28 protein-coding genes and 1 pseudogene are annotated in these 26,464 nt (G+C 42.5%); 2 read left to right on the top strand and 27 right to left on the bottom strand.

Features of this window, described 5'->3' with window-relative positions; translation table 11 throughout:
- Positions 1-184: 184 nt before the first annotated feature.
- The 21 genes from ACI1P2_RS03015 to ACI1P2_RS02915 form a co-directional block, all read right to left on the bottom strand.
- Positions 185-460: a hypothetical protein gene (locus tag ACI1P2_RS03015; protein WP_355316700.1), complete on the bottom strand. Its 276-nt coding sequence runs from the start codon at positions 458-460 to the stop codon at positions 185-187.
- A 9-nt stretch (positions 461-469) separates the two neighbouring features.
- Positions 470-1,378, bottom strand: coding sequence for a dTDP-4-dehydrorhamnose reductase (gene rfbD, locus ACI1P2_RS03010; RefSeq protein ID WP_355316698.1), 909 nt, complete (start codon positions 1,376-1,378; stop codon positions 470-472).
- On the bottom strand, positions 1,365-2,390 hold the full coding sequence (rfbB, locus tag ACI1P2_RS03005) for a dTDP-glucose 4,6-dehydratase (protein WP_355316697.1): 1,026 nt from the start codon (positions 2,388-2,390) through the stop codon (positions 1,365-1,367). The genes rfbD and rfbB overlap by 14 nt, the downstream gene beginning before the upstream one ends.
- Before the next feature lie 6 nt (positions 2,391-2,396).
- Positions 2,397-2,957, bottom strand: coding sequence for a dTDP-4-dehydrorhamnose 3,5-epimerase (gene rfbC, locus ACI1P2_RS03000; protein ID WP_355316695.1), 561 nt, complete (start codon positions 2,955-2,957; stop codon positions 2,397-2,399).
- Between the two features lie 14 nt (positions 2,958-2,971).
- Positions 2,972-3,727, bottom strand: coding sequence for a sugar phosphate nucleotidyltransferase (locus ACI1P2_RS02995; RefSeq protein WP_355316694.1), 756 nt, complete (start codon positions 3,725-3,727; stop codon positions 2,972-2,974).
- A 39-nt stretch (positions 3,728-3,766) separates the two neighbouring features.
- Positions 3,767-5,323 carry a murein biosynthesis integral membrane protein MurJ gene (gene murJ, locus ACI1P2_RS02990; protein WP_355316692.1) on the bottom strand — a complete coding sequence of 519 codons (1,557 nt, stop codon included), beginning with the start codon at positions 5,321-5,323 and terminating at the stop codon, positions 3,767-3,769.
- A 1-nt stretch (position 5,324) separates the two neighbouring features.
- Positions 5,325-6,458 (bottom strand): glycosyltransferase, encoded by a 1,134-nt coding sequence (locus tag ACI1P2_RS02985; RefSeq protein ID WP_355316690.1) that lies wholly within the window; start codon positions 6,456-6,458, stop codon positions 5,325-5,327.
- A gap of 27 nt (positions 6,459-6,485) precedes the next feature.
- Positions 6,486-7,769 (bottom strand): polysaccharide pyruvyl transferase family protein, encoded by a 1,284-nt coding sequence (locus tag ACI1P2_RS02980; RefSeq protein ID WP_355316688.1) that lies wholly within the window; start codon positions 7,767-7,769, stop codon positions 6,486-6,488.
- Positions 7,770-7,813: 44 nt separating this feature from the next.
- Positions 7,814-8,983: a DUF1972 domain-containing protein gene (locus ACI1P2_RS02975; protein WP_355316687.1), complete on the bottom strand. Its 1,170-nt coding sequence runs from the start codon at positions 8,981-8,983 to the stop codon at positions 7,814-7,816.
- The gene (locus tag ACI1P2_RS02970; protein ID WP_355316685.1) at positions 8,964-10,388 is read right to left on the bottom strand and encodes a glycosyltransferase; all 1,425 of its coding nucleotides are present in this window, start codon (positions 10,386-10,388) and stop codon (positions 8,964-8,966) included. The genes ACI1P2_RS02975 and ACI1P2_RS02970 overlap by 20 nt, the downstream gene beginning before the upstream one ends.
- A gap of 48 nt (positions 10,389-10,436) precedes the next feature.
- Entirely contained in the window at positions 10,437-11,114 is a 678-nt protein-coding gene (locus ACI1P2_RS02965) for a sugar transferase (RefSeq protein WP_355316683.1), read from the bottom strand.
- Between the two features lie 23 nt (positions 11,115-11,137).
- The gene (galU, locus tag ACI1P2_RS02960; protein ID WP_355316682.1) at positions 11,138-12,022 is read right to left on the bottom strand and encodes a UTP--glucose-1-phosphate uridylyltransferase GalU; all 885 of its coding nucleotides are present in this window, start codon (positions 12,020-12,022) and stop codon (positions 11,138-11,140) included.
- Positions 12,023-12,346: 324 nt separating this feature from the next.
- Positions 12,347-13,003: a CpsD/CapB family tyrosine-protein kinase gene (locus tag ACI1P2_RS02955; RefSeq protein WP_408976124.1), complete on the bottom strand. Its 657-nt coding sequence runs from the start codon at positions 13,001-13,003 to the stop codon at positions 12,347-12,349.
- Positions 13,004-13,016: 13 nt separating this feature from the next.
- The gene (locus ACI1P2_RS02950; RefSeq protein ID WP_355316678.1) at positions 13,017-13,760 is read right to left on the bottom strand and encodes a YveK family protein; all 744 of its coding nucleotides are present in this window, start codon (positions 13,758-13,760) and stop codon (positions 13,017-13,019) included.
- Between the two features lie 179 nt (positions 13,761-13,939).
- Complete coding sequence (locus tag ACI1P2_RS02945) at positions 13,940-15,742, bottom strand: ABC transporter ATP-binding protein (protein WP_355316676.1); 1,803 nt, start codon at positions 15,740-15,742, stop codon at positions 13,940-13,942.
- 10 nt (positions 15,743-15,752) lie between these two features.
- Complete coding sequence (locus ACI1P2_RS02940) at positions 15,753-16,937, bottom strand: nucleotidyltransferase domain-containing protein (protein ID WP_355316674.1); 1,185 nt, start codon at positions 16,935-16,937, stop codon at positions 15,753-15,755.
- Positions 16,934-17,413 (bottom strand): lasso peptide biosynthesis B2 protein, encoded by a 480-nt coding sequence (locus ACI1P2_RS02935; RefSeq protein WP_355316909.1) that lies wholly within the window; start codon positions 17,411-17,413, stop codon positions 16,934-16,936. Before ACI1P2_RS02935 ends, ACI1P2_RS02940 begins: the two co-directional genes overlap by 4 nt.
- A gap of 5 nt (positions 17,414-17,418) precedes the next feature.
- Positions 17,419-17,718 (bottom strand): lasso peptide biosynthesis PqqD family chaperone, encoded by a 300-nt coding sequence (locus tag ACI1P2_RS02930; protein ID WP_355316672.1) that lies wholly within the window; start codon positions 17,716-17,718, stop codon positions 17,419-17,421.
- A gap of 165 nt (positions 17,719-17,883) precedes the next feature.
- Positions 17,884-18,810, bottom strand: a complete 927-nt coding sequence (locus ACI1P2_RS02925) for an aldolase (RefSeq protein WP_355316670.1) — start codon at positions 18,808-18,810, stop codon at positions 17,884-17,886.
- A 112-nt stretch (positions 18,811-18,922) separates the two neighbouring features.
- Positions 18,923-19,048 carry a paeninodin family lasso peptide gene (locus tag ACI1P2_RS02920; protein WP_355316668.1) on the bottom strand — a complete coding sequence of 42 codons (126 nt, stop codon included), beginning with the start codon at positions 19,046-19,048 and terminating at the stop codon, positions 18,923-18,925.
- Positions 19,049-19,126: 78 nt separating this feature from the next.
- Positions 19,127-21,061: an asparagine synthase-related protein gene (locus tag ACI1P2_RS02915; protein ID WP_355316666.1), complete on the bottom strand. Its 1,935-nt coding sequence runs from the start codon at positions 21,059-21,061 to the stop codon at positions 19,127-19,129.
- Between the two features lie 720 nt (positions 21,062-21,781).
- Between ACI1P2_RS02915 and ACI1P2_RS02910 the strand changes: the two genes are divergently transcribed.
- A complete protein-coding gene (locus ACI1P2_RS02910; RefSeq protein ID WP_355316664.1) occupies positions 21,782-22,153 on the top strand; it encodes a helix-turn-helix domain-containing protein in 372 nt (123 codons plus the stop codon).
- A gap of 82 nt (positions 22,154-22,235) precedes the next feature.
- Here ACI1P2_RS02910 and ACI1P2_RS02905 read toward each other — a convergent pair whose 3' ends face one another.
- The 3 genes and pseudogenes from ACI1P2_RS02905 to ACI1P2_RS02895 all read right to left on the bottom strand — a co-directional run bounded on the left by ACI1P2_RS02905 (position 22,236) and on the right by ACI1P2_RS02895 (position 23,418).
- Positions 22,236-22,448, bottom strand: coding sequence for a hypothetical protein (locus ACI1P2_RS02905; protein ID WP_355316662.1), 213 nt, complete (start codon positions 22,446-22,448; stop codon positions 22,236-22,238).
- A gap of 127 nt (positions 22,449-22,575) precedes the next feature.
- Positions 22,576-22,749: an MmyB family transcriptional regulator gene (locus ACI1P2_RS02900; protein ID WP_408976117.1), complete on the bottom strand. Its 174-nt coding sequence runs from the start codon at positions 22,747-22,749 to the stop codon at positions 22,576-22,578.
- A pseudogene (locus ACI1P2_RS02895) lies at positions 22,736-23,418 on the bottom strand (helix-turn-helix transcriptional regulator). Before ACI1P2_RS02895 ends, ACI1P2_RS02900 begins: the two are co-directional and overlap by 14 nt.
- A 147-nt stretch (positions 23,419-23,565) precedes the next feature.
- On the opposite strand from ACI1P2_RS02895, the gene ACI1P2_RS02890 reads away from it, so the two are divergent.
- Positions 23,566-24,360, top strand: a complete 795-nt coding sequence (locus ACI1P2_RS02890; RefSeq protein WP_355316658.1) for an SDR family NAD(P)-dependent oxidoreductase — start codon at positions 23,566-23,568, stop codon at positions 24,358-24,360.
- A 139-nt stretch (positions 24,361-24,499) separates the two neighbouring features.
- Here the strand turns inward: ACI1P2_RS02890 and ACI1P2_RS02885 are convergent, their stop codons facing one another.
- The 3 genes from ACI1P2_RS02885 to ACI1P2_RS02875 all read right to left on the bottom strand — a co-directional run bounded on the left by ACI1P2_RS02885 (position 24,500) and on the right by ACI1P2_RS02875 (position 26,458).
- Positions 24,500-24,982 (bottom strand): GNAT family N-acetyltransferase, encoded by a 483-nt coding sequence (locus ACI1P2_RS02885; protein ID WP_355316656.1) that lies wholly within the window; start codon positions 24,980-24,982, stop codon positions 24,500-24,502.
- A gap of 5 nt (positions 24,983-24,987) precedes the next feature.
- A complete protein-coding gene (locus ACI1P2_RS02880; protein WP_355316654.1) occupies positions 24,988-25,635 on the bottom strand; it encodes an HD domain-containing protein in 648 nt (215 codons plus the stop codon).
- Positions 25,636-25,846: 211 nt separating this feature from the next.
- Positions 25,847-26,458 carry a DedA family protein gene (locus tag ACI1P2_RS02875; RefSeq protein WP_355316652.1) on the bottom strand — a complete coding sequence of 204 codons (612 nt, stop codon included), beginning with the start codon at positions 26,456-26,458 and terminating at the stop codon, positions 25,847-25,849.
- Between the last annotated feature and the right edge of the window lie 6 nt (positions 26,459-26,464).

The raw sequence follows: 26,464 nt of genomic DNA, 5'->3' as shown, positions 1-26,464 counted from the left end.
AGAAATTATTCAATCTTTGTTAGTTCAATAGTCCTGCATTCCTCTCCCGCTGTTACATTGGTCGCAAGTGAGCAAAACAAGTCATGTTTATATACCAGCCATCAAAGGGTTTTTCCTCAAATATGAACTAAGTTAGCATTCCAATAGTCCCTTTTTCGGTAATGAAACTATTTTCCCAACGGGCTTATTGATCAGGACCTTTTCTCCTCAAACGATACTTTCTGTTATATTCCTTCACTTTGTCTTTGTTATTCGCCCGCCATTGACGATTGTATTCTCTTCTTGCTTTGCCGATGACAGGCTTCTTCTTCTCCCGCTTCGTTGCAGGAACGATTTCTAAACCCTCAAGGCTTTGGCTTAACTGGGTGTACAGATCATAGGCCTTTTTCTTTCCATACAGGCTTTTATAATGTTTACCTTTATAAGTGATTGCCCATTTCGTATTGTATTTTTTGCGCAAAACAAACGCTCAGCTCCCATGTGAAAAAATTGCATTATTATTTGGAGCATCTCCGTACTTCCCATTCAAAATTGAAGCTTGTAAGAAATCGTTTAATCCATCTTCCCAATGCCTTAACATAGGAAAACCGTTTAATTTTAATGCCATATGATTGAACACCGAATATTTCGGTCGCTTTGCCGGCCTAACAAATTGCTCCGATGTAACTGGGATAACATCTGCTTCAATGCCCGTTAATCTAAATACGGCCTTTGCAAATTCATACCAGGAACAATGACCGGAATTGGAAATATGATAAGTGCCATACTTGTTTGTTATGAATAGCCTGCCTATGCTTTCAGCTAAATCCTTTGTATATGTCGGGCAGCCAATTTGGTCGTTTACAACAGAAACGCTTTTCTTCACTAAGCCCAATTTAATCATCGTTTTCACAAAATTACTGCCATGTTCTCCGTAAACCCATGATGTTCGGACAATAAAGTGCTTACTATGAAGACGTTCTACAAAGGATTCTCCCATTCTTTTAGAGCGTCCATAGACATTAATAGGCTCAATCTTTTCAAATTCATCATAAGGCGCCTCTGCCTCACCGTTAAAAACGTAATCAGTACTTAAATACACAAGTTTTGCATTTATGACTTCTGCAGCTACGGCAACATTCCGTGTACCATACCCGTTTACCAAATAAGCCTGCTCCGGCTCTGCTTCCGCTAGATCAACTTTAGTGTATGCCCCGCAGTGAACAATCACTTCCGGTCGTATATCATGGATAATATTGTTTACCTGCTTATGATTTGTAATATCAAGCTCTTGCCGCCCATAACCATATACAAGATGCCCCCGGCTTTTAAGATGTTCAACCATATCGACTCCAAGCTGACCATTAGCGCCTGTTACAATAATTTTATACTTGTCCATGCAATGACTCTCCATATTGTTTGGAATAATACTCTAAGTAATCACCGAATTTTATCCTTTTCCACCATTCTTGATTGTTAAGATACCAATCAATTGTAGTAACAATTCCTGTTTCAAATGTATAAGCTGGTCGCCAACCAAGCTCCTTTTCAATTTTGGATGGATCGATTGCATAACGCCTGTCATGTCCAAGACGATCCTGAACATATCGAATCAGTTCTTTAGGCTTATTCAGGTATTCTAATATGATTTCAACGATTTCAATATTACGCTTTTCATTATGCCCACCTATGTTGTAAACTCCACCCGATTTCCCATGATGTGCTACCAGATCAATTGCCGCCACATGATCCAGAACATGAAGCCAGTCCCGCACGTTCATACCGTCACCGTATACAGGCAAAGCTTGATCTTCAAGAGCATTAGTGATCATTAGCGGTATTAACTTTTCAGGGAAATGGTACGGGCCATAATTGTTCGAGCAGCGAGTTATATTGACATTCAAGCCGAAGGTTTCGTGATAAGCAAGAACAAGCAGATCAGCACCTGCTTTACTGGCTGAGTATGGACTATTGGGGGATAAAGGGGTTTCTTCGGTAAAATAACCTGTTTCCCCGAGGGACCCGTATACTTCATCCGTCGATATTTGTACGTATTTGCTAATACCACACTCTTTCGCAGCGTGAAGCAAAACTTGAGTTCCGGTCACATTTGTGTGTATAAACACACCAGGGTCCGCAATGCTTCGATCGACATGTGACTCTGCTGCAAAATTTATAATCATCTCTATATCATAGTTTCGTATTATATGATTTACTGTATCAGCATCACAGATGTTCCCTTTAACAAAGTAATAATTTGAATGAAGCTCAATATCCTTGAGGTTTTCCAAATTACCTGCATAGGTTAAATTATCGAAATTCACAATCACATACTCCGGGTATTTGTTTATCATATATCTAATAAAATTGCTTCCGATAAATCCAGCTCCGCCTGTGACCAGTATGTTCATTATCATCTATTCCTCCCTATTAAAAAGGATCCCTTCTAACTCATTTATGGTAGGATGCAGCTTATCTTTGTCTGATAACACAGGATGATCCGTCGGCCAACTGATTCCTAGTTCGGGGTCATTCCACAGTAGACCCCTGTCATGTTCTTTTGAATAATATTCATCAACTTTGTAAAGTACATGTGTATTCTCAACAATCGTGCAAAACCCGTGCGCAAACCCTTTCGGTACTAACAGCTGCCGTTTATTGGACTCGCTCAATATTACGCCAACCCATTGACCAAAGGTTGGGGAGCCTTTCCGTATATCAACAACTACGTCGTATATTGCCCCCATTACAACCCGAACTAATTTGGTTTGGGCCTTGGGAGGCAACTGAAAATGCAGCCCCCGTAATGTCCCCGCTTGAGCTGAGAGCGAATGATTATCTTGAATAAAGTGATAACTGATCCCCTCATTATTGAACTTTTCTTGATTGTAACTTTCAGTAAAAAAGCCCCGGTGATCTCCGAATACATCGGTTTCGATTACCAGGACCCCGTCCAACTTGGTTTTTATAATTTTCATTTTGATGTACTCCCTTATTTTGTTGAAACAGCCATTTGACGCCCGAAATTCAAATCAAAAATTTCACCCCGCAGCAACTCATTTGCTTTTCCCCAGGATTCATGCGTTCCTGCATCTGTCCACCATCCTTGTAAAATGTCATAAGTAAGCTCGCCTTGCTCAATATACGCGTTATTGACATCTGTAATCTCTAATTCACCCCGGCTGGAAGGCTTTAAATTTTTAATGATATCAAAAACGCTGGCGTCATACATATAAATACCCGTTACGGCATAGGAGCTTTTAGGCTGCTTGGGTTTTTCCTCTATGGAACGTATCTTGGCACCATCCAATTCAGCTACACCGTATCTTTCCGGGTCATGTACCTCTTTGAGCAAAATTTTTGCGCCTGAACCTTGTAAGCGATAGTTATCAATGTAAGGTGTAATATTATCCGAAAATATATTATCTCCAAGTATGACTGCCATTGGTTCATCCCTTATAAAACCTTGAGCCAAACCCAGTGCTTGTGCAATGCCGCCTGCCTGGTCCTGAACTTTATAAGAAAATGTCACATCAAATTCATGACCGCTTCCCAGCAAATTTACGACATCTCCCATATGCTCACGCCCCGTGATGATGAGAATGTCGAAAATTCCTGCTTCTTTTAATTTGTGAACAGCGTGGTAAATCATTGGATACGGACCTACCGGGAGTAAATGCTTGTTGGTAACTTTCGTTAATGGATAGAGCCTTGAACCAGTTCCACCTGCAAGAATAATACCTTTCATATGAAAAGATCTCCTCTCTGCAAATATATTGAAATGAACTTACATGACTTCTCTACGAACATTATTGCGCAAGATTTTACGTTGAACCTGACGAATGAATTGCATGATATCCAAGCCCTCAACTTTGACTACTAGCAGCATGATCGTAAAAAGAAATGCACCGCTTATGCCTGAAATGACGATTTTAATCAGTGAGCTTAGACCATCTGGAAGCAGCATGTTCAACACCATCCAGAAACCCAGCAAAACTATCGATAACAAAGTCACTTTTACGCAGTTCCCCCAACGAATGCTTGACATAATTTTATACCGCCTATGCACGTCAATGACCAAAGCCACACTTGCCAAAATCATGGTAATCGAATAGGCGAGCGCAATTCCGAGTAAACCGAACATTCGGGCTAGCACGATGCTAAGAACAATGTTCACAATACAAAATACGATGGTGTTGATCGTCGGTGTCTTTACGTTATTGTTTACAAAATATACACGGTTCAATAAATACCTGATGCATATCCCTATGAGCCCGATACTATATCCACACAGAGCCATAGTTGTTAGATTTAATGCCTGCTCGTCGAATTCTCCTCTATTAAACAAAATATTGATAATATCACGGCCATAGACTAGGAGGAAACCGGTAATTGGCAGTATGGACGCAAAGCTGAATATTATGGATTTGTTCATAATCTCACTGCTGTGTGAAGGATCATCTTTTGCAGATGAAATTTTCGAAAACATAATCATACCGATCGTATTGATGACGATCATGATAACCATTTGGATTAATCGATCCGCATAGGATAACGCCGATATACTTCCGGTTTGCAAAGTACTGGCAATCGTCCGGTCAACGAAGATGCCGACACGTTGGATAATTGTTCCGAAATAGACAGGCAGCAAGAGATACATGAAATTTATCATGGTACTGTCGAATTTGATGTCCACCTTATACGACTCAAGGTTTAAGCCGTCTTTCCGGAGGATCAACCATAGTATGAACACCTGAACCAGGACGGCTCCCAGCATTCCAAGTCCGATCGATTGGACACCCAAATGATCGGAATAGATCATGATGGATAATATAATGAGCGCGTTAAACGGGATGCTTATTAGCGTTACTGTTTTGTACTTTTCCTGTTTCGTCACGATACTTTGAAAAACGCCTAATAGAAACGTAGGAATCAATTGGATCATGGAGATGAGGTACACATTAAAAACGGAAGAATAGCTAAATTTACCGCTGGTATTTCTCAAAATAAAATCCATGATTGAATGGTTAAATAAAATAGCGAGCAGGCATATGAGAACAAAGAATATTGACCCAATGATCACCAAGTTAAATATAAATCTCCTGTTATCCAAACAAAATAGCGGTTCCTTTTGGGATAACGTTGGAATGATTGCAATGGAAAGAGCTGCAACAATTCCGGTCATAAACAATTCGGGGATTGAATATACAAAGTAAAAAATATCAAGTTCCTCGCCAGCCCCGAAATAGTAACCCGTTACGGATTCTCGTATCAGCCCGGATAGTTTGGCAATAAGGGACAGCATGATGATCACAACAAACAAGAATGTAATGTTTTTCTTCACATCAATTAACCTGCAACAAGGAGTTATACAGATTCATGTGCTTATTCATCATAACGTCTTTCGTAAAGTAATTATGCACTAATGACTGGCCTTGTTCCCCATGTTCGATGATTTTTTCAGGATGATCCACATAAAATTTCATGCTCTCCGCCAGCTGGTCTACATTTCTTGGCTCTACCAGGAGGCCGTTGACATGATGCTGAATCACTTCCGGCACACCGTTAACATTCGAAGCGATAACAGGAGTTCCCGCACAAAGACTTTCCAGAATGACCATCGGGAAACCCTCGAACATAGAGGGCAACACCAGTACGTCAATACTTGCCAGGATTTCGGGAATATCCGTCCTGAAGCCCAGCATTGATACATACGCGTCAAGCTCCAAATCCTTCACCATACGTCTGACTTCCATTTCCTGATCACCCGTACCGACGATTTGCAGTTTGATCCTGCTCGCATAACTGGGATCCTTTACCACCTGATTGAGCGCTTGAATTAAGTACGGGATGCCCTTTTGTTTGGATAATCGGGAAACAAAACCGAACGTTAATTGCCTCTTCTGATCTAGGATATTGTGACTTGATTTTTCGCAATTATATTTTTGAACGTCAATTCCATTGTGAATCGTTATTATATTTTTAATGTTATGTAGCTGCTCATATTTCCTTTTTAAATCGTTAGAAACGGTAATGATTTGATCGGTCATCATTTTGCCCAACACCGATTCGATCATTGTGTAGGTTAGTCTTCTAGACTTGGAAATTGTGTAACGATTTTCGTTAATTAACAAATGGAGAGTCCAAATATTTACTGGCTTTTTCTTTGATAGAAATCCTGCGATCCTTCCAAATAGACCACCTCTGCTTCCATGAGAGTGGATAATATCAATGTCGTAATGATCGATATAATGTTTTAATTTATTAATGGATTTGATATCATAAATACTATTCATCTCCAAATCCAATAATTGGTCCTTACCGATGGAATGTTTTTGAAAGAAGTCAGCTCTTGCCGGGCCGCAAAGATAGGGAGTAAATTGACTCTGATCAACGTTTTTAAATAAATAAGTAATTACTTCTTCTTCTCCGCCCGGCTCTTGAAAGGCCCCTAAAAACAAAATGTTCTTTTTCTTCACAGTTACTCTCCTTTATTAGCTCCTGCTCTAAAGTTCCATACTTAAATTACTTGTTTTCTGGGTAAGTGCTTCCCCATTCCCATTGTTCAATTTGCCCTTGATTAATTGGTTCAAAAGAACATTATTAAGTCTGGATTTATCTTTGATTTTCGGAACGGACAGGGTAAGGATCTCTTTCATTGAATCAAGGGAATGAATAGCGCTATCCACCTTTTGAATGAGCTCCTTCTCCTTAATTCCTTTAATATTTAGCACATAATCGCCCAACCCAACGTCCTGCATGATACCATCCGTCTTCAGGTCGTAAGATATAGCCACGCAAGGTACATGTTCTGATAAAGCAAAAATATTGGAATGCATCCTGGTACCAATAAATAAGTCCATTTTTGAATACAAGTATTTCAGCTCTTCCGGAGTTAAGTCATCATTAACCAGGTGAACGGAATCGTTTTTTAAGAACTCTTGATACACCTCCGTACTAATCAGCAAATCATTGTCCGGTCCTGGGCCGATGACTTGTGGCATGAGATAAATACTTGCATTATAATTTGATGAAATATGCTTAATCATATTTATAACAGCCATTTTATAGTTCTCAAGTAGACCAGCTCGATCTGCTTCACCAGGAAAATGCCACGTACGCATAGTGATCCCGATTTTTAATTTTTGCTGAAAAGGAATATTTACATTCACTTTTTTCTTATCAAGAAGGAAAGCAATATCACTTGTGTGGAAATAATTCTTGGCGTCTGGGATAAAGCCACATAAATAGTTATAGGAAATAGTCTCTCTCGGAAGAATCAACGATGACTTCTGCAAAAGATTCTTAATTCTTGATTTAACAAATTCATTTCCGAATGTTCCGACGGTCTGTGCATATATGACGAGTTTTTTTCTATATTGCAGAGCTGTAGTAAATTGAACATAATGATACATGAAGTCACCTAAAAATTGGGCAAGATTCCTAGCTTTCAAATATCCGCCGCCACAACTAACCACAATATCTGCATTTTTTATGTCCTTCGACGTGGAATTAAAAGGGACTCCAAGGGAATTAAGCAAATAAATCAAACAGAATAAGAAAACATTTCTGATGATCTTCATTAATCTGCTCTTGCCTTTATACGGGGGAATCAAACAATCGATAACTTCACAGTCCCCATATTTCCCCTGATCAAGATCTTTGTATAAGGAGATCACCTTAATTTTCGAATCCGGATATTCTTTCTTAAATTCCTGTACCATGGCTCTAATAATGCCGGCATCCCCTTTATTCAGGTAACAGTATGCATTAGAGATAATGATGTTCATTTTAAAAAGCTCCTTTTATATAGTTCTGGTTACAATCATCATCATTAACTGCTTGCCTTTGCTCCTTCATGCGCAGTCGCCACCACCACATAATTCGCTGATTTTTCTTGTGTTATATTTTTGTAAGACTCTGCTACTTCATCCCATTGATAGTGTAGTTTAATCCGATGTTTCATAGATAACGACTGGTCTTCCAAATGTAATGAATCCATAAAAACCTGACCCAGGTTCCCAATAGTAAACCGCTTTCCATTTGCACCCAAGACTTCTTCACTAAAGGGGCAATCAATGGCCAAAATCCGCTTAGCCGATTGCATGGCTTCAAGTAGTGCCGGATTCGTTCCACCGACAGAATTTCCGTGCACGTAACAATAAGCGCAATTCCTCAAAACTGTCAGTTCCGTTGGATTATAATTTGCCGGCAGCACCTTAACCCCCCTCGTCCCCGATTCCGATTTAATTTTCATTGCATATTCCGTCTCATCCTTCAATCCAATCAGCACATATTGATACCCGAGATCTCCTAAATGGGAGTGTTGAAATTGTTTGATAATTTCCAGGGGCAGATTGTCCGGTTCAAAACGTGTAATTTGCAAAAAATACTTTCCCTCTTCCAGCCCGTATTTCCCAAGAATCTCCTTCTTCATTTCACTGCCATACTCTTTGGTTTCAGGAGCACCATAGGGTATAAACTGTGTTTTTTTCTTGAATGTCTTCTTATAGTAGTTTTGAATCGAAACCGAATCGGATATCAGGGTTCTACATAACAAACAAATAAAGAAGGAAGATAAAAAATAATAGGCCTTGAAGGGGAGAGACCATTTCGCTCTTCTCCATTCAAGGCCATCCGTATTTATTGCCATTCTCACGCCTGAAAGTAAAGTTAAAAGAATACCCGGAAAGTTAGCATTATTGAACCAAAAAATGAAATCATATTCTTTCCTATGCTTTATTAAATAAAGTCCTGTATGAATTGAGGAGATAAAGGTATCCAGCTTCCTGTGCCTACTTCCTTTTATGAAAACCAATTCCCTTCCTTCGTACATTTCTTTTTTCCTATTCTTACCCCCATCCCCTCTGCAAAAAACTTCACAGTGAATACCTTTTTTTACAAAGCGTTTTGTTATTTCATCCAGCGCTGTTTCAAATCCTCCGTAATTAGCCGGAAGCCCTCTTGTACCACAAAAGGCTACCCTAATATTGGATTGGTTCATGTTCAATCCGCTCCTCCTCAACAATATCACCCGTATCTAACATTGTGCTCTTGTACAAGTCAATGATTGTGGTTGTATGTCTGTTCATGGAAAAGTCGAAATCATAACTAACAATATTTCTGTTCATTTGCGCAAGAGCTTCCCTATGGTCCAAAACGGAGATCAGGTGTTTTGCCAGATCTTCTGAGTTTGGCTTGCATACCATGCCTGTAACAGCGTCATCAATCAGGTCTTTAAAACCAACACAATCTGTAACGAGTGTCGGTACCCCATGGGATAATGCCTCTAAACCAATGAAACCAAAGGTTTCCTTCCAAATACTCGGAATGATTATAAGATCGGTTTCCTTAAAGATTTCAGGGAGCTGATGGTGTTGATATTTTCCAAAAAAGCGGATCTTATCTGCATCATAATGAATTCCAGTTGGCTCGACATCACCGTAGACCCTTAATTTCCAATCATCCCGATCCATTAATTGCTCCAAGGCATGAAGCAGCATATAAAAACCTTTATATTTATCAACCGGTCCAAGGTATGACAAATATAAAGGTTTAGTATGGTCTGAATAATTTTTTACTTTTCTGCAGTCTTGTATATCTTGATGTGTGATGGATATAACCTTTCCGTTTGGAGTCATATATTTCTCATATTCTTTTCGGGCTACTGTGCTGTTAAAATGAAATGTGTTCACCAAGGACAGCATTCCGGTATAGTAATGTCTCAGCTTAACGTAACTATCAGCTAATGAAGGGTCAGGTTGATCAACATTGTCTTCCAATCCCTTCATCGTCACAACTTTTTGTTTATCCACTTGCTTTGCACGTATTTTATTGATCATTGGATTATATTTTAATTCTCTGTACATCTTCGATTGCATAATTGAAATTTTCAACATACTGTAGCCATGTTGATTACATTTCACACATTTTAGACCATTCTCATAGTCATCACATATTCTCCCCTGCCAGTCCATTAAATTAACCTTTGGACAGATACCGAAGTAATCGTGTGAAGTAAAAACCATTTTAATTCCCAGTTCCTTGGCTGCTTCAAGAAGTTCTTTATGAATACCCATGAGTGTATGTATATGAATGATATCCGGTTTGTAATGGTTCAAAAAGTTTATATAGATGCTTCTTGGAGCTTGCCTCAAAAACCTTTCAGCATTTTTAATACCACCAAGCAATGAAACCGGCTGAGGATTAACGATTTCATAAACATCAATTCCCTTATATATGTCATTACTTATGATTTTAAGTTTACCGCCAACCTTAAAATGGCCTGGATAAAGCAAACCGACTTGATGGGATAATGAAACCTGGTTTGCCATTAAATCAATGGAGTATCTCGTTAGTCCGCCAGTTCGGTAAGGAGGTAGACCTAAAGAGACGTGGAGTATTTTCATTCAACTACCTCCAGGTATACATTAAATTTCTACAAACGTTTTGTTTCTTTAAAACGCATTATCAGAGCCGAATAACACTTTAAAGGTTAATAAAATAATTTTCATATCATAGACCATATTTCGGTTCTGAATATACTGAATATCCAGCTCCACCATTTCTTCAAATCCAACGTGATTACGCCCGCTTACCTGCCACAGGCCCGTACATCCCGGAGTGACCTCAAGTCTTCTCCAGTGGAAAGAGTTATATTCCTTTACTTCTCTCGGCAATGGTGGCCTTGGTCCTACCAGGCTCATCTCACCCTTCAGTACGTTGAACAGCTGCGGCAATTCGTCCAAGCTCGTTTTCCTTATGATTTTGCCTACTTTCGTAATCCGCGGGTCTTCTTTGATCTTGAACATCAAGCCACTGACTTCATTTCTGTCCAACAATTTCTCAAGAAGCTCTTCAGCATTCGACACCATAGAACGGAATTTGTACATGTTAAAAGGTTTTCCGTTCTTTCCTATTCTCTGTTGCTTGAATAGAACCGGGCCTTTGGGATCCTCCAACTTAATGAATAATGCAACTAAGATCAACACAGGGAGCAAAAATACAATGCCAAATAACGCCCCAAGGATATCCAAAGTTCTCTTGGATGCCAGATAAACTCTTGGGTTTCTAGCGGCAGTAGGAGCATACCTTCCTGTTTCAGCAAATTGAGTTTTTTTGGTATAATCTTGCATCTCCTGCCCCCCCTTTGATAGATTCATTGCGTGCGTACCAGATTTCTATATACAATTGCCTCCATTGCCTTTAACAATTCCCCGCTGAGCTCACCGTCCCTCAACGCATAATCCAGAGTTGTTAAGATAAAGCCCAGTTTATCGCCGACATCGTACCGGATACCTTCGAAATGAAATGCGTTGACTCCCTGAATATTATTCAATTTCTGAATGGCGTCCGTTAGTTGTATTTCTCCTCCGGCTCCTTTCTCTTGGGCAGACAATATTTCAAAGATCTCAGGTGTTAGAATATAACGCCCCATAATCGCCAAGTTGGACGGCGCGGCCCCAAGCGGCGGTTTCTCCACAAATGTGCCGACTTGATACAACCGGTCATTTTGGGTTAACGGATCGATAATGCCGTATCGGGTAGTATCTTGATCTGGTACCGGCTGTACTCCGATTACCGATGTGCCGGTTCTCTCATACTGTTGAATCAGCTGTTTTAAGCAAGGAATATCGCTATGTACGATATCGTCTCCCAGAAGAACGGCAAAAGGCTCGTCACCGATAAAACGTCTTGCACACCATACCGCGTGCCCAAGCCCCTTCGGTTCCTTCTGGCGAATATAGTGAATGTCTACGCTGGAGGGTCGACGCACTTCTTCAAGCAGTTTCAGCTTCCCCTTCTCCACCAAGTTGGTTTCGAGCTCGAACGCGTGATCGAAGTGATCCTCGATTGCACGCTTTCCCTTGCCTGTCACGATGATGATATCCTCTATTCCCGATTCTACTGCCTCCTCCACAATGTACTGGATCGTAGGCTTGTTAATGATCGGCAGCATCTCTTTCGGCATTGCCTTGGTAGCCGGTAAAAATCTTGTCCCTAGCCCAGCTGCTGGAATGATTGCTTTGCGTACCTTCTTCATAGATTTGTTTCCCTCCATTTTTTCGCTATATCTCCTGTACACTCCCAATTATGTTGGATACAAAACCAAGATCTGCAGCGTTCCGGCTTGGAAGGCTGTACATCTTAGCTTTCTATCAACAAAAGAAAAACAATATTGGGCATTGAACCCATCCTCACGCCACACCACCGACGATCAACGTCTAAGGTCCCACTGAACCCACAGCATGGCCGAGTGCCTACAGTGATAAAGGTTCAGTAGGCATTACCTATAAAAAATTAAATTTAAATAGTTATCTCCTATTACCTTAAAATAAGAAACAATATATTTTTGGGAAAGCTGCCCCTATGCCCTGTTTTCGTAGTAAAACTCTTCCTGTTTACTCTTTTTGTTTCGTTTTGCATTGTTGAGAACGACACCCAGAAGTCTCGCTCTGGCATGATCTAAGTGTTCTTTTACCTTGACAACAGCTTCGCGCTTGGCCTTCCCTGCGTTGACAACGAGGATAACCCCGTCGCATTGGGCGGCAACTACCTGCGCGTCTGTAACAATTAAGGCAGGCGGCGTATCGATAATGATGATAGAGTAATTCGCCTTCAACTCATCCAGCATTTCCGAGAAATTATGGGAAGAGAGCATTTCCGACGGATTGGGAGGTATAGGCCCCGATGTGATCAGCGACAGGTTATCGATAGACGTTTCCTGTACCATTTCAAGAACGGAGTACTGTTTAGCGATAATATTGGAAAGACCGCCGCGATTATCCTTGTTAAAGATGCTATGAATAATCGGTTTGCGAAAGTTCGCATCAATTAGTACTACATTTTTCCCCGCTTGAGCGAAAGCCGTCGCCATATTTACCGCTGTTGTAGTTTTGCCTTCCAGGGGGCTGGCTGAAGTAACGGCAATCGTCTTCATATCATGATCGAAAGCTGAAAATTCAATATTCGTACGTAATGTACGGTAGGATTCTGCTATAAAGGATGCCGGGTTAATATCCATAGCCAAGGGGTATTTAAGAGTTAACTGTCGCATAAGGAGCTCCCTCCATATTTTGCTTGTTTAGTTTCTGATCCTGTGGAATCAAGTCGTCCCTCGTAATGACAGCAACAACTGCAAACGTTGGCACTCCAAGGAGTTCGGTGATATCTGCCTCGCTCTTAACAGTGTCATCCAGATACTCTAGAAGGAATGCAGTACCAACCGATAACATCAGCGCTACTATAAAAGCTATAACGACATTCAAAATCGGGTTCGGAGAAACATCATAAGCATTCTTCGCCTCACTAAGAATCTCCACGTTATCGACACTCATAATGGTCGGGACCGTTTCTTTAAATACCGACGTTACCGCGTTCACGGTTTTTATGGCGTTATCATAAGAAAGATCTTGAGTGGATAACGTCATGACTTGTGAATCATTGACAGTACCAATTTTAATTTTTCCTATTAATTGATCCGCGGATAGCCCAAGCTCAGGATGCTTCTGGACAACCCGGTCCATTACCGCATATGTCAAAACAATCTCTTTATATGTATTGACCAATTGAATGTTTAAATTGACTTCATTTAAGTCGAGCTTACTTTCTTTGGATTTATTTACAATTATTTTAGAAAAAGCTTGATACGACGGATTAGTAAACAAATAGCTATATATGCCTGTTGCACAAGTTACAACAATCACACAGACAGCAATAAGCCACAACCTCTTTCTTAATACTGCGGCATATTCTTTAATCCCCATTGACGGCTCCATCATCCTTTAATCGCCTCCGCTAAGATCTAGTTTCTATTCAAAGTGAATGAGTGAACAGAGCTACTGATACAATTAGTATCATTTAGTATATAATTTCACTTTATGATACAATTAGTATCATGTCAAGCAAAATTCTTTTCTGTTTTGTCGTTTTTTCTCGAAAGCGCATCCATCTCTTTCTCTCAATTGTTCATTTCCATTTGATACCTCAACAGTTGGCCAAATACTCCATTCATTTCTTTAGAAAGCTGTTGATACCCGCCTTCCTGAATAATACGGCCATCTTCCAGTACAAGCACTTGATCGGCGTTTCGAATCGTCGAAAGCCGATGAGCAATGACTATAATGGTCATTTCTTCTTTAAGTCTGTTAAGGGCTACTTGTATTCTTTTCTCATTTTCAGCGTCTAGCGCACTTGTAGGCTCATCAAGCACAAGAATAGAAGGATTCCGTAAGATCGCCCTTGCCAGTATCAACCGCTGTCTTTCGCCTCCGGAAAGCCTGACGCCGCGGTCGCCAATCTCGGAATCAAGCCCATGAGGAAGACGTTCAATAAACTCATCAGCAGCAGCTAACTTTAAGGCGTCCCATAAATGTTCTTCGCTCGCCGCCGGATTCATCATCAGAAGGTTTTCGCGAATGGTTGTATGGAACAGGAACGGATCCTGTGGAACATATCCAATGGTACCCCTCAGTAAAAGCATCGTTTCATCCGAGAGAGGTAATCCGTCCACCGCTACTTCCCCTCTTTCAGGGCGCAAAAGCCCCATCAACATATCAATTAAAGTGCTTTTTCCTGCACCGGATTTTCCTATAATAGCGGTCATCCGATTAGCCGGAATGAACAAATTAATATTTTTAAGAACATAGAATTCCTGGCTTCGCTCATAGCGGAAATAAACGTCCCGGCACTCAATTCCTTCTTTCACTCGCAAGGTATTCGCACTGCGGGTACGATCCAAGGCTATCGATTCAACGGCACTTTCACATTCTTTCTGTATATCAACCAGATTCTTGAACGCAGGAAGTGTCGATGCAATCTGTTCCAAATTAGACTGTATTCCAGTAAATCTTGGCCACAAACGTGAGAACAGAATTATAATGATCATCAATTGACCGGCCTGCGTATGAAATACTTCCAAAGACAAATAAATAAACAGCCCGATCAGTATTGCTGAAGATATTTTATACAATAATTGGGAGTTAGATTGTACTTTGATTTGTTCGACTACATTCAATTCAATGTCATGATTCAGTTTGTGAAACCAGGAAATATGAGATTGTTCAAGCATATTACTCTTTATATCTTTAATCCCGTTTAACTGATCGTTTATGCCAGCATAGTAACTTTTCGCGAGTTCGGTTGTTTGATTGCCATATTCTTTGGAATGCTTAATAAAACCTTGTGAAATAAATGCCAGTAATATTCCGCAGAAAAGAACTAACAGAGTCATCTTGGCGGATAGCCAAAGTGCTATGCCAATTTGGATAACCATGAAAGTAATTGATGTGATAAGCCGCAGAAAAAGAGTTGTTCCATGATTCACTCTGCCCAGCTCAGATGTCAGGATATGCTGAAAATCAGACTTTCTTCGCTTCAGGTGAAAAATCCAGTTTGCCTTTAGCAATGCCTGATAAATATCCAATCTTAAGCTCCGCATAAAGCCTTGTTGAATTTTAGCATCCAGCACAGACTGATTTTTCTGTAACAGAGCCTGTGCTGAAATAACTAATATAAATATTCCTAAAATGACAGCAAGCTGATAGGCTGTAGGTATCGTCCGAAGTACTGCATCGAAAATCGAAATGAATGAAAAATTTCCTATATGAACATCGAATATCCCGATTAAACCAAGCATGGGTACAAGCAGAAATATCCCGATCCCATCAAGTAAACTAATTATGATCATGCAGAGCAGATTCAAATACAGTTTAATGCCGGCAAAAGCATGCAGTTTGTTCACGAACAGCAGGACGTTTCCCATATTTCCCTCCCTAAGCATGCGTCCTATGCTTCATTTGCCGCCAAAACCATAAGAAAGGACGCAAAGGGAAATATATAAAGTGCAATGATTTCGGCAACGGCAGCAGCTCTGCATCGTAAGAAGTAGGATGAAGTATGCTGATGTAATATTTATATTTTTGAGACAACGGCATTAGTGAAATGAAATAACGGTTTAAGCGGCCTGCTAAATACTTGGGGGGAGTTGGAAATAAGTCAGCTTTCTCTTTTATAAAAAAAATGGATTGCTGCGCAATTTGAAAAGCATGTCTGTTAAATGTTAAAAGCTTCTTGGATTGCGTTAGTGGTGTCTGAAGCAGTTCTGAAGCCAGCAACAGCGATTGTCCTGCTATATGAAGGTTTTGATGCTTTTTGAGCAGAAAACATATAACTTCCCATCTTAGCCCCTTCCTTACCAGGCGGTCTATATCGACCAGCCACCGAAGACGGGACCAAGCATGACGGGCTCCATGGGAAGTGAGAAATAGAAATAGATCTTCCTCCCCAAGAAAATAGACCGGCTCAGATGTAAGAGAACTGCGGACTTTTCGTTCCCAGAGCTCTTTAAAGTCGGGTTCATTGCCAATGCCTAATTTCAACCTCCAATGCAGTTCAATTTCAATTTTTTTTTGAGGGTGAAAATAATTGATATGATGGGTCCTCCACTTCCAGTCACCTAAGATCCGAGGGAATTCATCTTTTAATTTATATCCGCAATTTTTTAGAATTTCTTCTGATTTCTCAATATCAGCTACATGAATCAAAATATCCAAATCTCTTGATGTTCTAAGCGAAATATCCCCGTACAATGCTTCAGCAAGCACCGGTCCTTTCAGCATTAGAGTACGAATTCCGTTTTCATTGAAAATTTTGCAAATGGTCTCCATCTCTCCGCTTAGATGAAGCATTTGGAACGTATTCCTTATGTAATCTGAATGCAGGTTTTGCAATACTTGCGCAGGAATCAGCTCTTTGTCTACATTCTTCAGCTTTAGATAAATCAGGGGATATACCCGGTGGTGTCTGACAAGCTCCAGAAATCGGTCCCAGTCCATATCCGGCAGTTTATCTTTCATGTTTTCAGATATTTCCGTTTCATCGCACTCTTGCAGCAATTCAAGCAGCAGCGTTAATTCCTTTGGAAAATGTGCTGTATTGAGATGGAATGTACGATTCATGCTTTGCTTAATCCCCTTTTGCCCGCTTTAGAATTCAATGGTTTCCCGAACGTTCCTACCACGGTGAACTTCTCCATTTCCTCAAACCCGGTGATGTACACAGACCCGCTTCGCACCCAAGCATGAGCGATCATTTTGCCAGCATGATCCTTGGCCGTTCCCATATACAATGTGCTTTCAATTCCCCTCCGTTCCAGCATCTTTACTGCTGCAATCGCCTTGACCAGACACGTGTTTTCCCAGAGCGTATGGCGGCTCATCGTCCGGACTGCATATGAGATGGCTCTTAATGCCGGTTCATTCCGGGGATCCTGTGTATATGGTGTTTCTAACATGGAGGCTCCCAGGGAAGGAGCGACCCTGGAAAAAGGCAAACTTTTTAAAATTCGGGCCCATGCCAAGTAAAAGCAGGCTTCCATGAACAGCTTACGCTTTGACGGGGAAGAGGAGATGAATTTCTTAATTTTGCTCCACATGGGATTCACGCGCTTACTTCTGCCTCAAGTTGAATCAGGCTTTCCTTGTATAATGCGGCCACAAAGCTGATCACCTGCTGTTCGCACAGTTCCCGCTCAATGTCATACTCGGAAACAAGCGTTTCGACGATCTGACTGACTGTGACCGGTGATGCTGCAAGCTCCCAAATTCTGCCCCCCACTTTTCCCAGATTATAATACTTCCCGCTTTCGATGCTCATCATGACTTTGTCCCCGTCCATATCGCTGGCCAGGTTCCCGCTGCGTTGAAGTATCGTATCGTGTACAGAAATATTACTTTTCATGAATTCTCTTTCACCCCTCAATGATACATAATGTATGTTTATTTCTTATTTAATAATTTATGATACAAAACGTATCTAGTCAAGCGAAACTTTTTTTATTTTTGTCGAATGGAAAAGGCCCTTATAAGGAACTAACCGTACAAGGGCACTGGGACCTGATATGTATCACATTTTGCTTATTTCGGACAACACTAAATCAGCCAGATTAGGAGCTGTGAATCGAGTAGTCGGTCTTTGCAACCGGAAAACATCGATGCTGCTCAGCAACCTGACTGAGGTATTGAAGTGCCACTCCGACAATCCCAGTGAAGCCACAACCGACTTGCGATACGTGTGCCGATTCAAGACAAACAGGCTCTCAAGTCCTTTGATCCGGTGAATTCCAATCTGATCATCCTGTGTGTGAACAAGCTCAAATATGCCGGCAAGCGGCAGCGGTTCCGAATAAAAATGGGAAGCGACCGGGACGGCAAACTTGGTTTCTCTTTCGAATAATGGCTGAAAATCAGCAATTTCCATCCCAAGCTGATCGATGCTTTCCTTCCACAGTTTTTGCTGCGGGTAGGAGGGTGTTACCAAAGGCGTATTGTCCTGAGTAAACGAGACCGCAATAACGTCATCGCTCAGAAGCTGATACCCCCGTTTCATCAATACGGAAGCGAGTGTGGATTTGCCGGCCCCTGACTGTCCGACTACCGCATACACCATTCCATCAATAGCTAAGGCACTTCCATGGAGGGGGAGTATTTTTCTCTGCAGCAATGCAACACCTAAGCATGTGCCAAGAATGTATAGACGTACTTTATTCGGATCTACTCCTTCTGCGGGAGAAACACGGATACTTTCCCCGTCTTGGATGCAAAATGTGCCCACATCCGGCAGTTGAAACATGACGATATTATCTTTTACAGCGAATTTATTTTGCTGCCCGGCAAACTCGCTCCATAATTGTGTTAAATCGGCTTTTTGGATAAAAACACTTACATGATCTGCATCGTAGCATGTGTACTCATGCAATTCAGGAAGAGGAATATCGCTTGATATCGTTAATCCGAAAGCTTTGTAGACGGCTGTCTGATTCGTAACGATCATTCTATTCACTCCAAACGGTTATGAAGTCTGTTTTAAAAAAATGCTGCCCTTATACATTCCAACACTTATGTAAAGGGCAGCAACACAGTCAACCGTCACGCTGTTTTGCGAATTAGCTATACTGTACAGGGTCATCCTCATCAGGCTGTACCGCATCAGGTGTTTTTTTACCTGGACCTGCTAATGTCATTTTCACATTGAGAACTTCCATTTCCGGCGTTTCCCATGTTTTTTTCATGCTCTCACCTCCTCACCGTTATTAAATATGTATAGGCAAGGTATAGAACCTCGGCTACCACTCGCAGTTACTACAAAATTACGCAAATTTCCTAAGAAATCGGTGAAATATCAGGCTGCGCATGATGATTTTAAAGTCATCGTCAAATATATAGTTGGTTTGCGGTCCAGTCTTCAATTTTGAAATGGCTTCTTTTAAAACTTGCACATTGATGAAGCGGGATAAGTCGGCATCAGTGCTAAGCTGCTGCAGTTCATTCATGAATACATTCCAGGACGGTTTCATCCGGTGAATTCCGTCCGCGCCTTGTACACCTCGAAGCCTTAGGTTCATTCTTACATCGTCAGGCAAATAATTTTTCATAGACCTGCGAATGAGCGACCTGTTGACACCATCCTGGACGAATTGTTCTTCCGGTACTGACAAACAGAACTTAATTACCCGCAAATCATTGGTGGGATCGCGTTCCCACATGGAGTACCGCAATGACAATTTGGTTCCGAATGTCCCGTTAATATTCCAGAAATAAAGCTTCTCAAACTGTCTCTTTCTGTATTCATATGCACCGGCAAGATAAGTACCGGTAACATCAATATCGTGCTGCCGCAATCTTTCAAAAACATTTGTTGTTCTGGCAAGCTCCGGGTTAATCAGCGATGGAAACGGATCATCCTTGTTCCAGGCGAGATGTTGTACAAACGGGAATGCCTTCCTGCCAATAACGGGAAGCAGCCGTAACCGTCTTATGCCTGCGATTCTACTGTGGAGCCGCAGTTCGCGGTGAAACCGGATCCATTTCATCTTCCTTAGCAAAATCGCCATATAGTCCAAAGGGGGCCCCCATGATATCGTCCAATTGCCTCTTTGACCGTTTAATAGAATACCTATCCCTTGTTGTTGGGCTGACTCGTATATGCCCTTAATCCAAAAAGAGTTTTCGAAGAACTTGTAAGGCATCTCCAATGTTTCCAGCCAATCGTCCACTTCTGACAGCGGGCTTTTCCCTTTAAAATCCAAATAATGATCCGTAATATTCCCTACATAATGTACTGTGGATTGGATATAAGGCTTCTCGTTAGCTACTCTTCTTTTGGACGTCCAATCCTCAAAGTCGTCAACAGGAACATAACTGAAGGTATGCAGATGTTTATCCTCGTCCCGCAATGCCCTGGCGGCAAAGCTGACAACCGAGCCTGAATCCAGCCCTCCGCTTAATTGGGCTCCTACCGCGCGGTGAGTCCGAATTCGCGAATGTACGGCATTGCGAAATACTTCACGAAACGCTTCTTCATACTCCCCGTTCGACGACAGCTTTAACTTGTTCCCCTCCGCTATAGTGCAATATCTTCTTAAGGTGACTTTACCGTTCATTACGGTTATCGTATGAGAAGGAGATACTTGTTCTATTTGTCTATAGACCGTCGATGCTGTATCCACCGCGTCGGTGGTGACCGGAATCGCAAGAAATTCAGCGATCCATTGCTCGTTAAGCCCCTTATGAATATAAGGGAGCGCAAATAACGGCCGTATCAGGGTAGAGAAGGCGAATCGCTCATGATCCCGGTAAAAATAGAGTGTGCGGGTCCCGGAAAAATCTCGCGCGCCGAAAAGCTTATCGTTCCTTTCATCCCAAATCATAAAGGCAAAATCACCGACCAAATACTTTGGCATTTCTTCTTCCCACTTATAGTAAGCAAGTAAAATCAGTTCACCGTCGGCCATCCTCACACGACGTTCATGAGGTACTTGCAGCAAATCAAACAGCTCGGCACGGTTGTCAATGATTGCATCTGAAGTGATTGCAAGCTTTCGCTCGGCATCATAATAAGGCAATGTTTCATGAATGGATTCAGGCGTAATCCATTGAGCATGACAACCGAGAAAAATTGCCCTGCCAAACCATGTACTGATTTGATCGGCGGGGTATTTTTGCAAAGCTTGCATTAGCGCATCAGCCTCGCTGTTGTTAATCATGGATCCATTAAAATGAAGGATACCGTTTATCGCGCTCACTTCTTCACCCAGCCTTATATGTAATATATTCAAAGATTTAAAAAACACATGCAATGCTATTTGATAGTGCAAAGTACCCTTCACATATGGTATTATAAGGTGTATCTTATTTACGTGTGGATACCGATCATGTTTTTACCGTCAAATGTGGAGAATTGGTATTCGGAAAAGAGCTTGCTGTTTCGTATGCCTCAATTACTTTCGCATACACTAAAGCTCGATCCGCTTTAAGCGCCTGAGTCGTACTATGCTGACATGATGAAGAGTGCTCCATTGCAAGCAATCGATGGTTTAACTGCCGACTCGGGACGTATATAGATTTCGAACAAACCTGCTTGTGAGTGACAGACAGTATCATTTCTTCTTGCTGAAGACATACTTCAACTACAAAGGAGACTTGCTGTGTTGGAACCAATTGTCCGGCAAACTTCTTGAGCACCCCTTCTCACCTCCGGATATTGAATAAAGTCCCTTTACTTTGATACATTATGTATTTTCATTATTATATTGTACAATATATGATACGACACGTATCGAGTCAAGCGTGTTTTTTTTAGATTATAGAACTTATGAGTTTTCAGCGGAGCTGAACAATTCTATAATCGCAAGAAAAACTACTGCTAAACGCGGTCTGGCTTCTTTGGATATACGTCGATAGACGTTTTTCTTATTTGTCGTAAATCTTAATCACATGTTTAAAGATTTGAGGGGATTGTATTTATGCACAATTGCGGTAAACGAATTTCGGCGCTAAGGGAACATCGAAAACTGACGCAAGAAGAGCTGGCCTCCCAGCTGGAAATTTCCCGTGCCTCCTTATCTCATTATGAGAAGAACAGAAGAAAACCTGATTTTGATACACTGCGTAAGATCGCTGATTTTTTTCAAGTCTCGGTTGATTACCTGCTTGGGCGGGACGATGATTTCATTCCTGCAGGCAAAGATGAAATCCGGCAATTCTCTGAAAACCTGGAGCTATCGGATGGGAAAATTTTAGAGAGGTTTTCCTTCACTGTTGACGGCAAAGAATTGACACCTGAAGAAGCTAAACGATTCATCGCCTTCATTAGGGCCGAAAGATCGTTGAAATAACAACATTTTGTGACAAGTGTTGTCCAGTTTTGTAGTGACAGCACTCACCCCTTCTTTGGACTTATGCTGAAAGGGAAATTGTCTATACCTTTGTCCTGAATTCAAACCGGTCTCTGAAATAGAATCCTCCGTTGATTTTTACGGCTTCAGGAGTAAACTTTTCTATACTGCCACCACTGTTGACAACAATACTAAATATACTATTCATCGACATAATTACATCTACCTTGGCTTGAGTGACCGCCGCAGCAAATAGTTCCTGGTCCGTATGTAATGCCTTATATGCAGGCTTCATCCCCATTCCCCCAAAGCCTTTTGATATCACAACATTTAAAATAAAGCGATTACATCCCTTTCACGATCATATTATCATACTAACGAAAATATTGATACGATTTGTATCAAAAATATTTAGAGATCCCTCACCTTTTTGCGGGGGATCTCTTTGTCAAATATTTTTCCAGTTTTAACCGTGCTGCTGCGAAAGGCGTGTAAATCATCACCCTCATATCAGGATCATTGGGGATTTGCAGGGTAATATGATCAAACTCCAGATGCCCCATATCAGGATGCTGCACTTTTTTAAAATCCTTCAAGAGAGCCGGGAGTTTCATGCTGCAGCCATAGCCGGTCAAATTCAGGGTTTACCCGTTTAAGATCTTCAATTAATCCGGCAAACGACAAATCCTCAACATAACGGGCTGTAGCCGTGTGGAACTCCGCAATGATTCGCCGCGCTTTTTGTTCCCAATTGGGGGTGCGCATCTTCCATACTGGGTCAGTGATAACCGCCAGATTAAATTGTAATCATAAGGCGGTGACACTTCGGAAATAGAGAAAATCGCATCTGCAGCATCATTCCAGGCCACAAAATCCCAGCGTCTTCCCAAAACATATGCAGGATTCGGATTAAGGTCATCCAGCATTCTTTGGAAAGCGGACCCGATACCTTCAGCATGAGAAGACAAGTAAGGCGGCAGTGATTCTCCTGCAAGAAAAAAAAGATGACGCCGTTCATTGGGACTAAGTCTGAGAGCCGCAGCAAGACTCTCCAACACTTGCACCGAGGGGCGGACATCACGTCCCTGCTCCAGCCACATATACCAGGATGTGCCGATATGCGCCAGCTGTGCAACTTCTTCCCTGCGTAATCCGGCTGTCCGGCGGCGCGTCCCAGGTGGCAATCCCACATCATCCGGAGAAAGACCGGACCTCCGTTTGCGCAAAAAATCACCGAGAGCCGTACGGCGCTCGCTATCGTTCATCTCAGCCCCCCCTATCCTATTACTCGGAAACCTATGATCATGCGACCTCTCGTCAACAATGTATTAGAAAATTATACTCAAGCGTAGAAATTGCTTCAACCCAGTTTGAAGCTTTTCAAACCAATACCGATTTAAAGGAGACAGGCCATGCAAACAGCAACTCAGCACAAAAATAACAATTCTGAGGGAATGCTTAGCAATAAGGTAGCCCTGGTTACAGGTGCCAGCCGTGGCATCGGGGCAGCAGCAGCCAAGCTCTTTGCAGAAGAAGGTGCGGGGGTTACACTCATCGCAAGAACAGAACCATCCCTGCGTTCTGTAGTAGAAGAAATTACCGCGAAAAGCGGTAAAGCCGATTACATTGTAGCGGATCTGGCCGATTCCGCCAGCATCGAACGAGCGGTTCAAACAACCGTTGAGCGTCACGGACGCCTCGATATCGCATTCAATAATGCCGGAATTGCGATTCCCGTATCACCTATTACAGAGGTCAAAGAAGAAGATTTCGACCTTCTTCACGCTGTAAATTACAAAGGAATCTGGGTGGCCATGAAAGCGGAAATCCAAGCTATACTTAATACCGCGGGTACCGGCGCCATTGTCAATAACAGCAGCGTGGGCAGCTTCAGAGGTAATCCGGGGCTGTCTGCATACGCAGCCGCCAAAAGGGCTGTTAATAGTCTGACCGAGACGGCAGCCATTGAATACGGGCCTGCAGGCATCCGGGTGAACGCGGTTGCACCTGGCACCACCATGACTGAGATGATAGAGAAATGGGTAGCTCAGGACCCGGCAATTATCGAAAAAAATAACTCAATTACGCCTCTTAGACGTGCTGCCGATCCTCATGAGATCGCGCAAGCTGCTGCCTGGTTATTGAGCGATCGCTCCTCTTATGTGACAGGTGTCGTTCTACCGGTGGACGGTGGTTTAAGAGCGTGACCCCGGACAAAGCGGGTGCCCCTCTGGGCACCCTTTCGTATGCTGTGAGGCTCTTCGCGAAGGAACCATTCCTCAACTCGCTTTTCCCGGATTGCTTTGTCTTCTCCGCTTTTCTGCGGCTTCCCTACTTGCTTCCCACTTATTCCGGTGGCAGACTCAGCCCCCACTTCTCCTCGGTCAAAAGCTGGCCGGAGCGCAGTTCGCGTCTCTCTTCTACCTGCCTGAAGCCGCAGCTATTGTACAACATTCTGGCTCCTTTAAGCTGGCTGCTTGTCCACAAGATTATCCGCTTGTATCCGTTGTTCAAGCAAAACTGTACAGCATGTTCCAGCAGAAGGCGGCCATATCCCTTTCCTCTCGCATCCGGTTCCATGAGAAACCAGCGCAGCTGAGCGGTGTGCTCTTCCGCTTCGGTAATTCCGATACAGCCCGCCGGTTTGCCATCCAGCTCAGCGATCCAAACATTTTCCCGCCCAGCCTTATGATTGCGTTCAAAGGCAGCAATGCCTTCGGCAACAAAACGTGCAAAACTGTCATCATATTGGTACTCAATGCCGCATATTCTGCTGTGAGCTTCCACTACGTAATGCAAGTCGTTTTTATCACGAAAATTTCGGATCATCCAATCTATTTTCCTTCCCATTCCTTATGGAAACGGTCCAGAAATTCCAGCATGAACTGATGCCGCTCCTCAGCCAGCTGCCGCCCGCTTTCCGTATTCATAAGATCCTTCAGCTTCAGCAGCTTTTCATCAAAATGATGAATCGTCGTGCCCTGATGGCTCCTGTATTCTTCCTCGGATTGAAATTCACAGGTGCTTTCTCCAGGATCATACATCAGGCGTCCCCTTGACCCGCCATAGGCGAAAGCCCGGCCGATGCCGATCGCGCCGATGGCGTCCAGTCGGTCAGCATCCTGCACGACACGGCCTTCCAGCGTACGTATAGGCGGACGGTTCCCTCCGCTGTAGGACATGGTGGCTATAATCTCAAGAATATGCTCCTTTGCCGCAACCTCTACTCCCTCAACTTGAAGCCAATTCTCCACCTTGCGAAGCCCTTCTTCCTTGGAAGGATTCAGCTTCGGGTCTGCCACATCATGCAGCAGCGCAGCCAGAATACATATCTGCAGGTCAGCCCCTTCCTGTTCCGCAATGGTTACGGCCGTCTGCTTGACCCGGTATGCGTGCCACCAGTCGTGGCCGCTGCTGTCATGCTGCAGCTGCTCCTTTACAAACTGCTCCGCCCGATGTAATATGTCAGAAGCTTCATACATAATCAGTCTCTCCTTTAGATATTCATGTCATTAATATAGAAAAGGTTCCGTTCTTCCGGCACAGCCCGGCTGTAACCGAATCGGGAACCCTTTAGTTTAAATTGTAAGTAAAACGTCTATCGAAGTACATTCCAAGAAGCCAGACGGCACTTAGCAGAAGTGCTTCTTGCCATTATAGAAACGTTCATTTCCGCTGTTTACTATGCTGTACTTAAGAATTCTTCCGGCTTCTGCGAATCCAATAAATAACAAATATAATAACGGCGATTGCGATAACGGCATAGGTAATCTCCGAGTACACATCCATGTAAGCCAGAATGCTTTCCCAGGAGTCTCCCAGCGCGGCTCCAACACTAACGAGGATAATGTTCCATATTAACGTGCCGATCGTGGTGAACACGAGGAACACCCAGAAATTCATGCCCGACATGCCTGCCGGAATGGAGATCAGACTGCGAATCAACGGCACCATACGGCAAAACAGCACCGTCCACGGCCCATATTTGTCAAACCAGGCGTCTGCCTTATGTATGTCTTGCCTTTTGACACGAAGGATATGCCCCCATCTATCAACGATCGCTTCCATTCTCTCAACGCTTAATATACGGCCAATGCCATACAGAATTATCGCTCCGACCACCGACCCGGCGGTAGCCGCCGCTATCACTCCAGGCACTGTCAAATCGGAGTTCGTGGTCATGAATCCGCCGAATGTCAGTATAACCTCCGACGGTATGGGTGGAAATACGTTTTCAAAGGCAATCATCAGAAAGATTCCAAAATAACCGTACTGCTCCATAAATGACGTAATCCAGTTTTCCATTATACA

Source organism: Paenibacillus jiangxiensis, from assembly GCF_046098255.1.
GTDB lineage: Bacteria > Bacillota > Bacilli > Paenibacillales > Paenibacillaceae > Paenibacillus > Paenibacillus jiagnxiensis.
The sequence above is the reverse complement of the archived record's forward strand: the minus strand, read 5'-3'. Positions and strand labels throughout refer to the sequence as shown.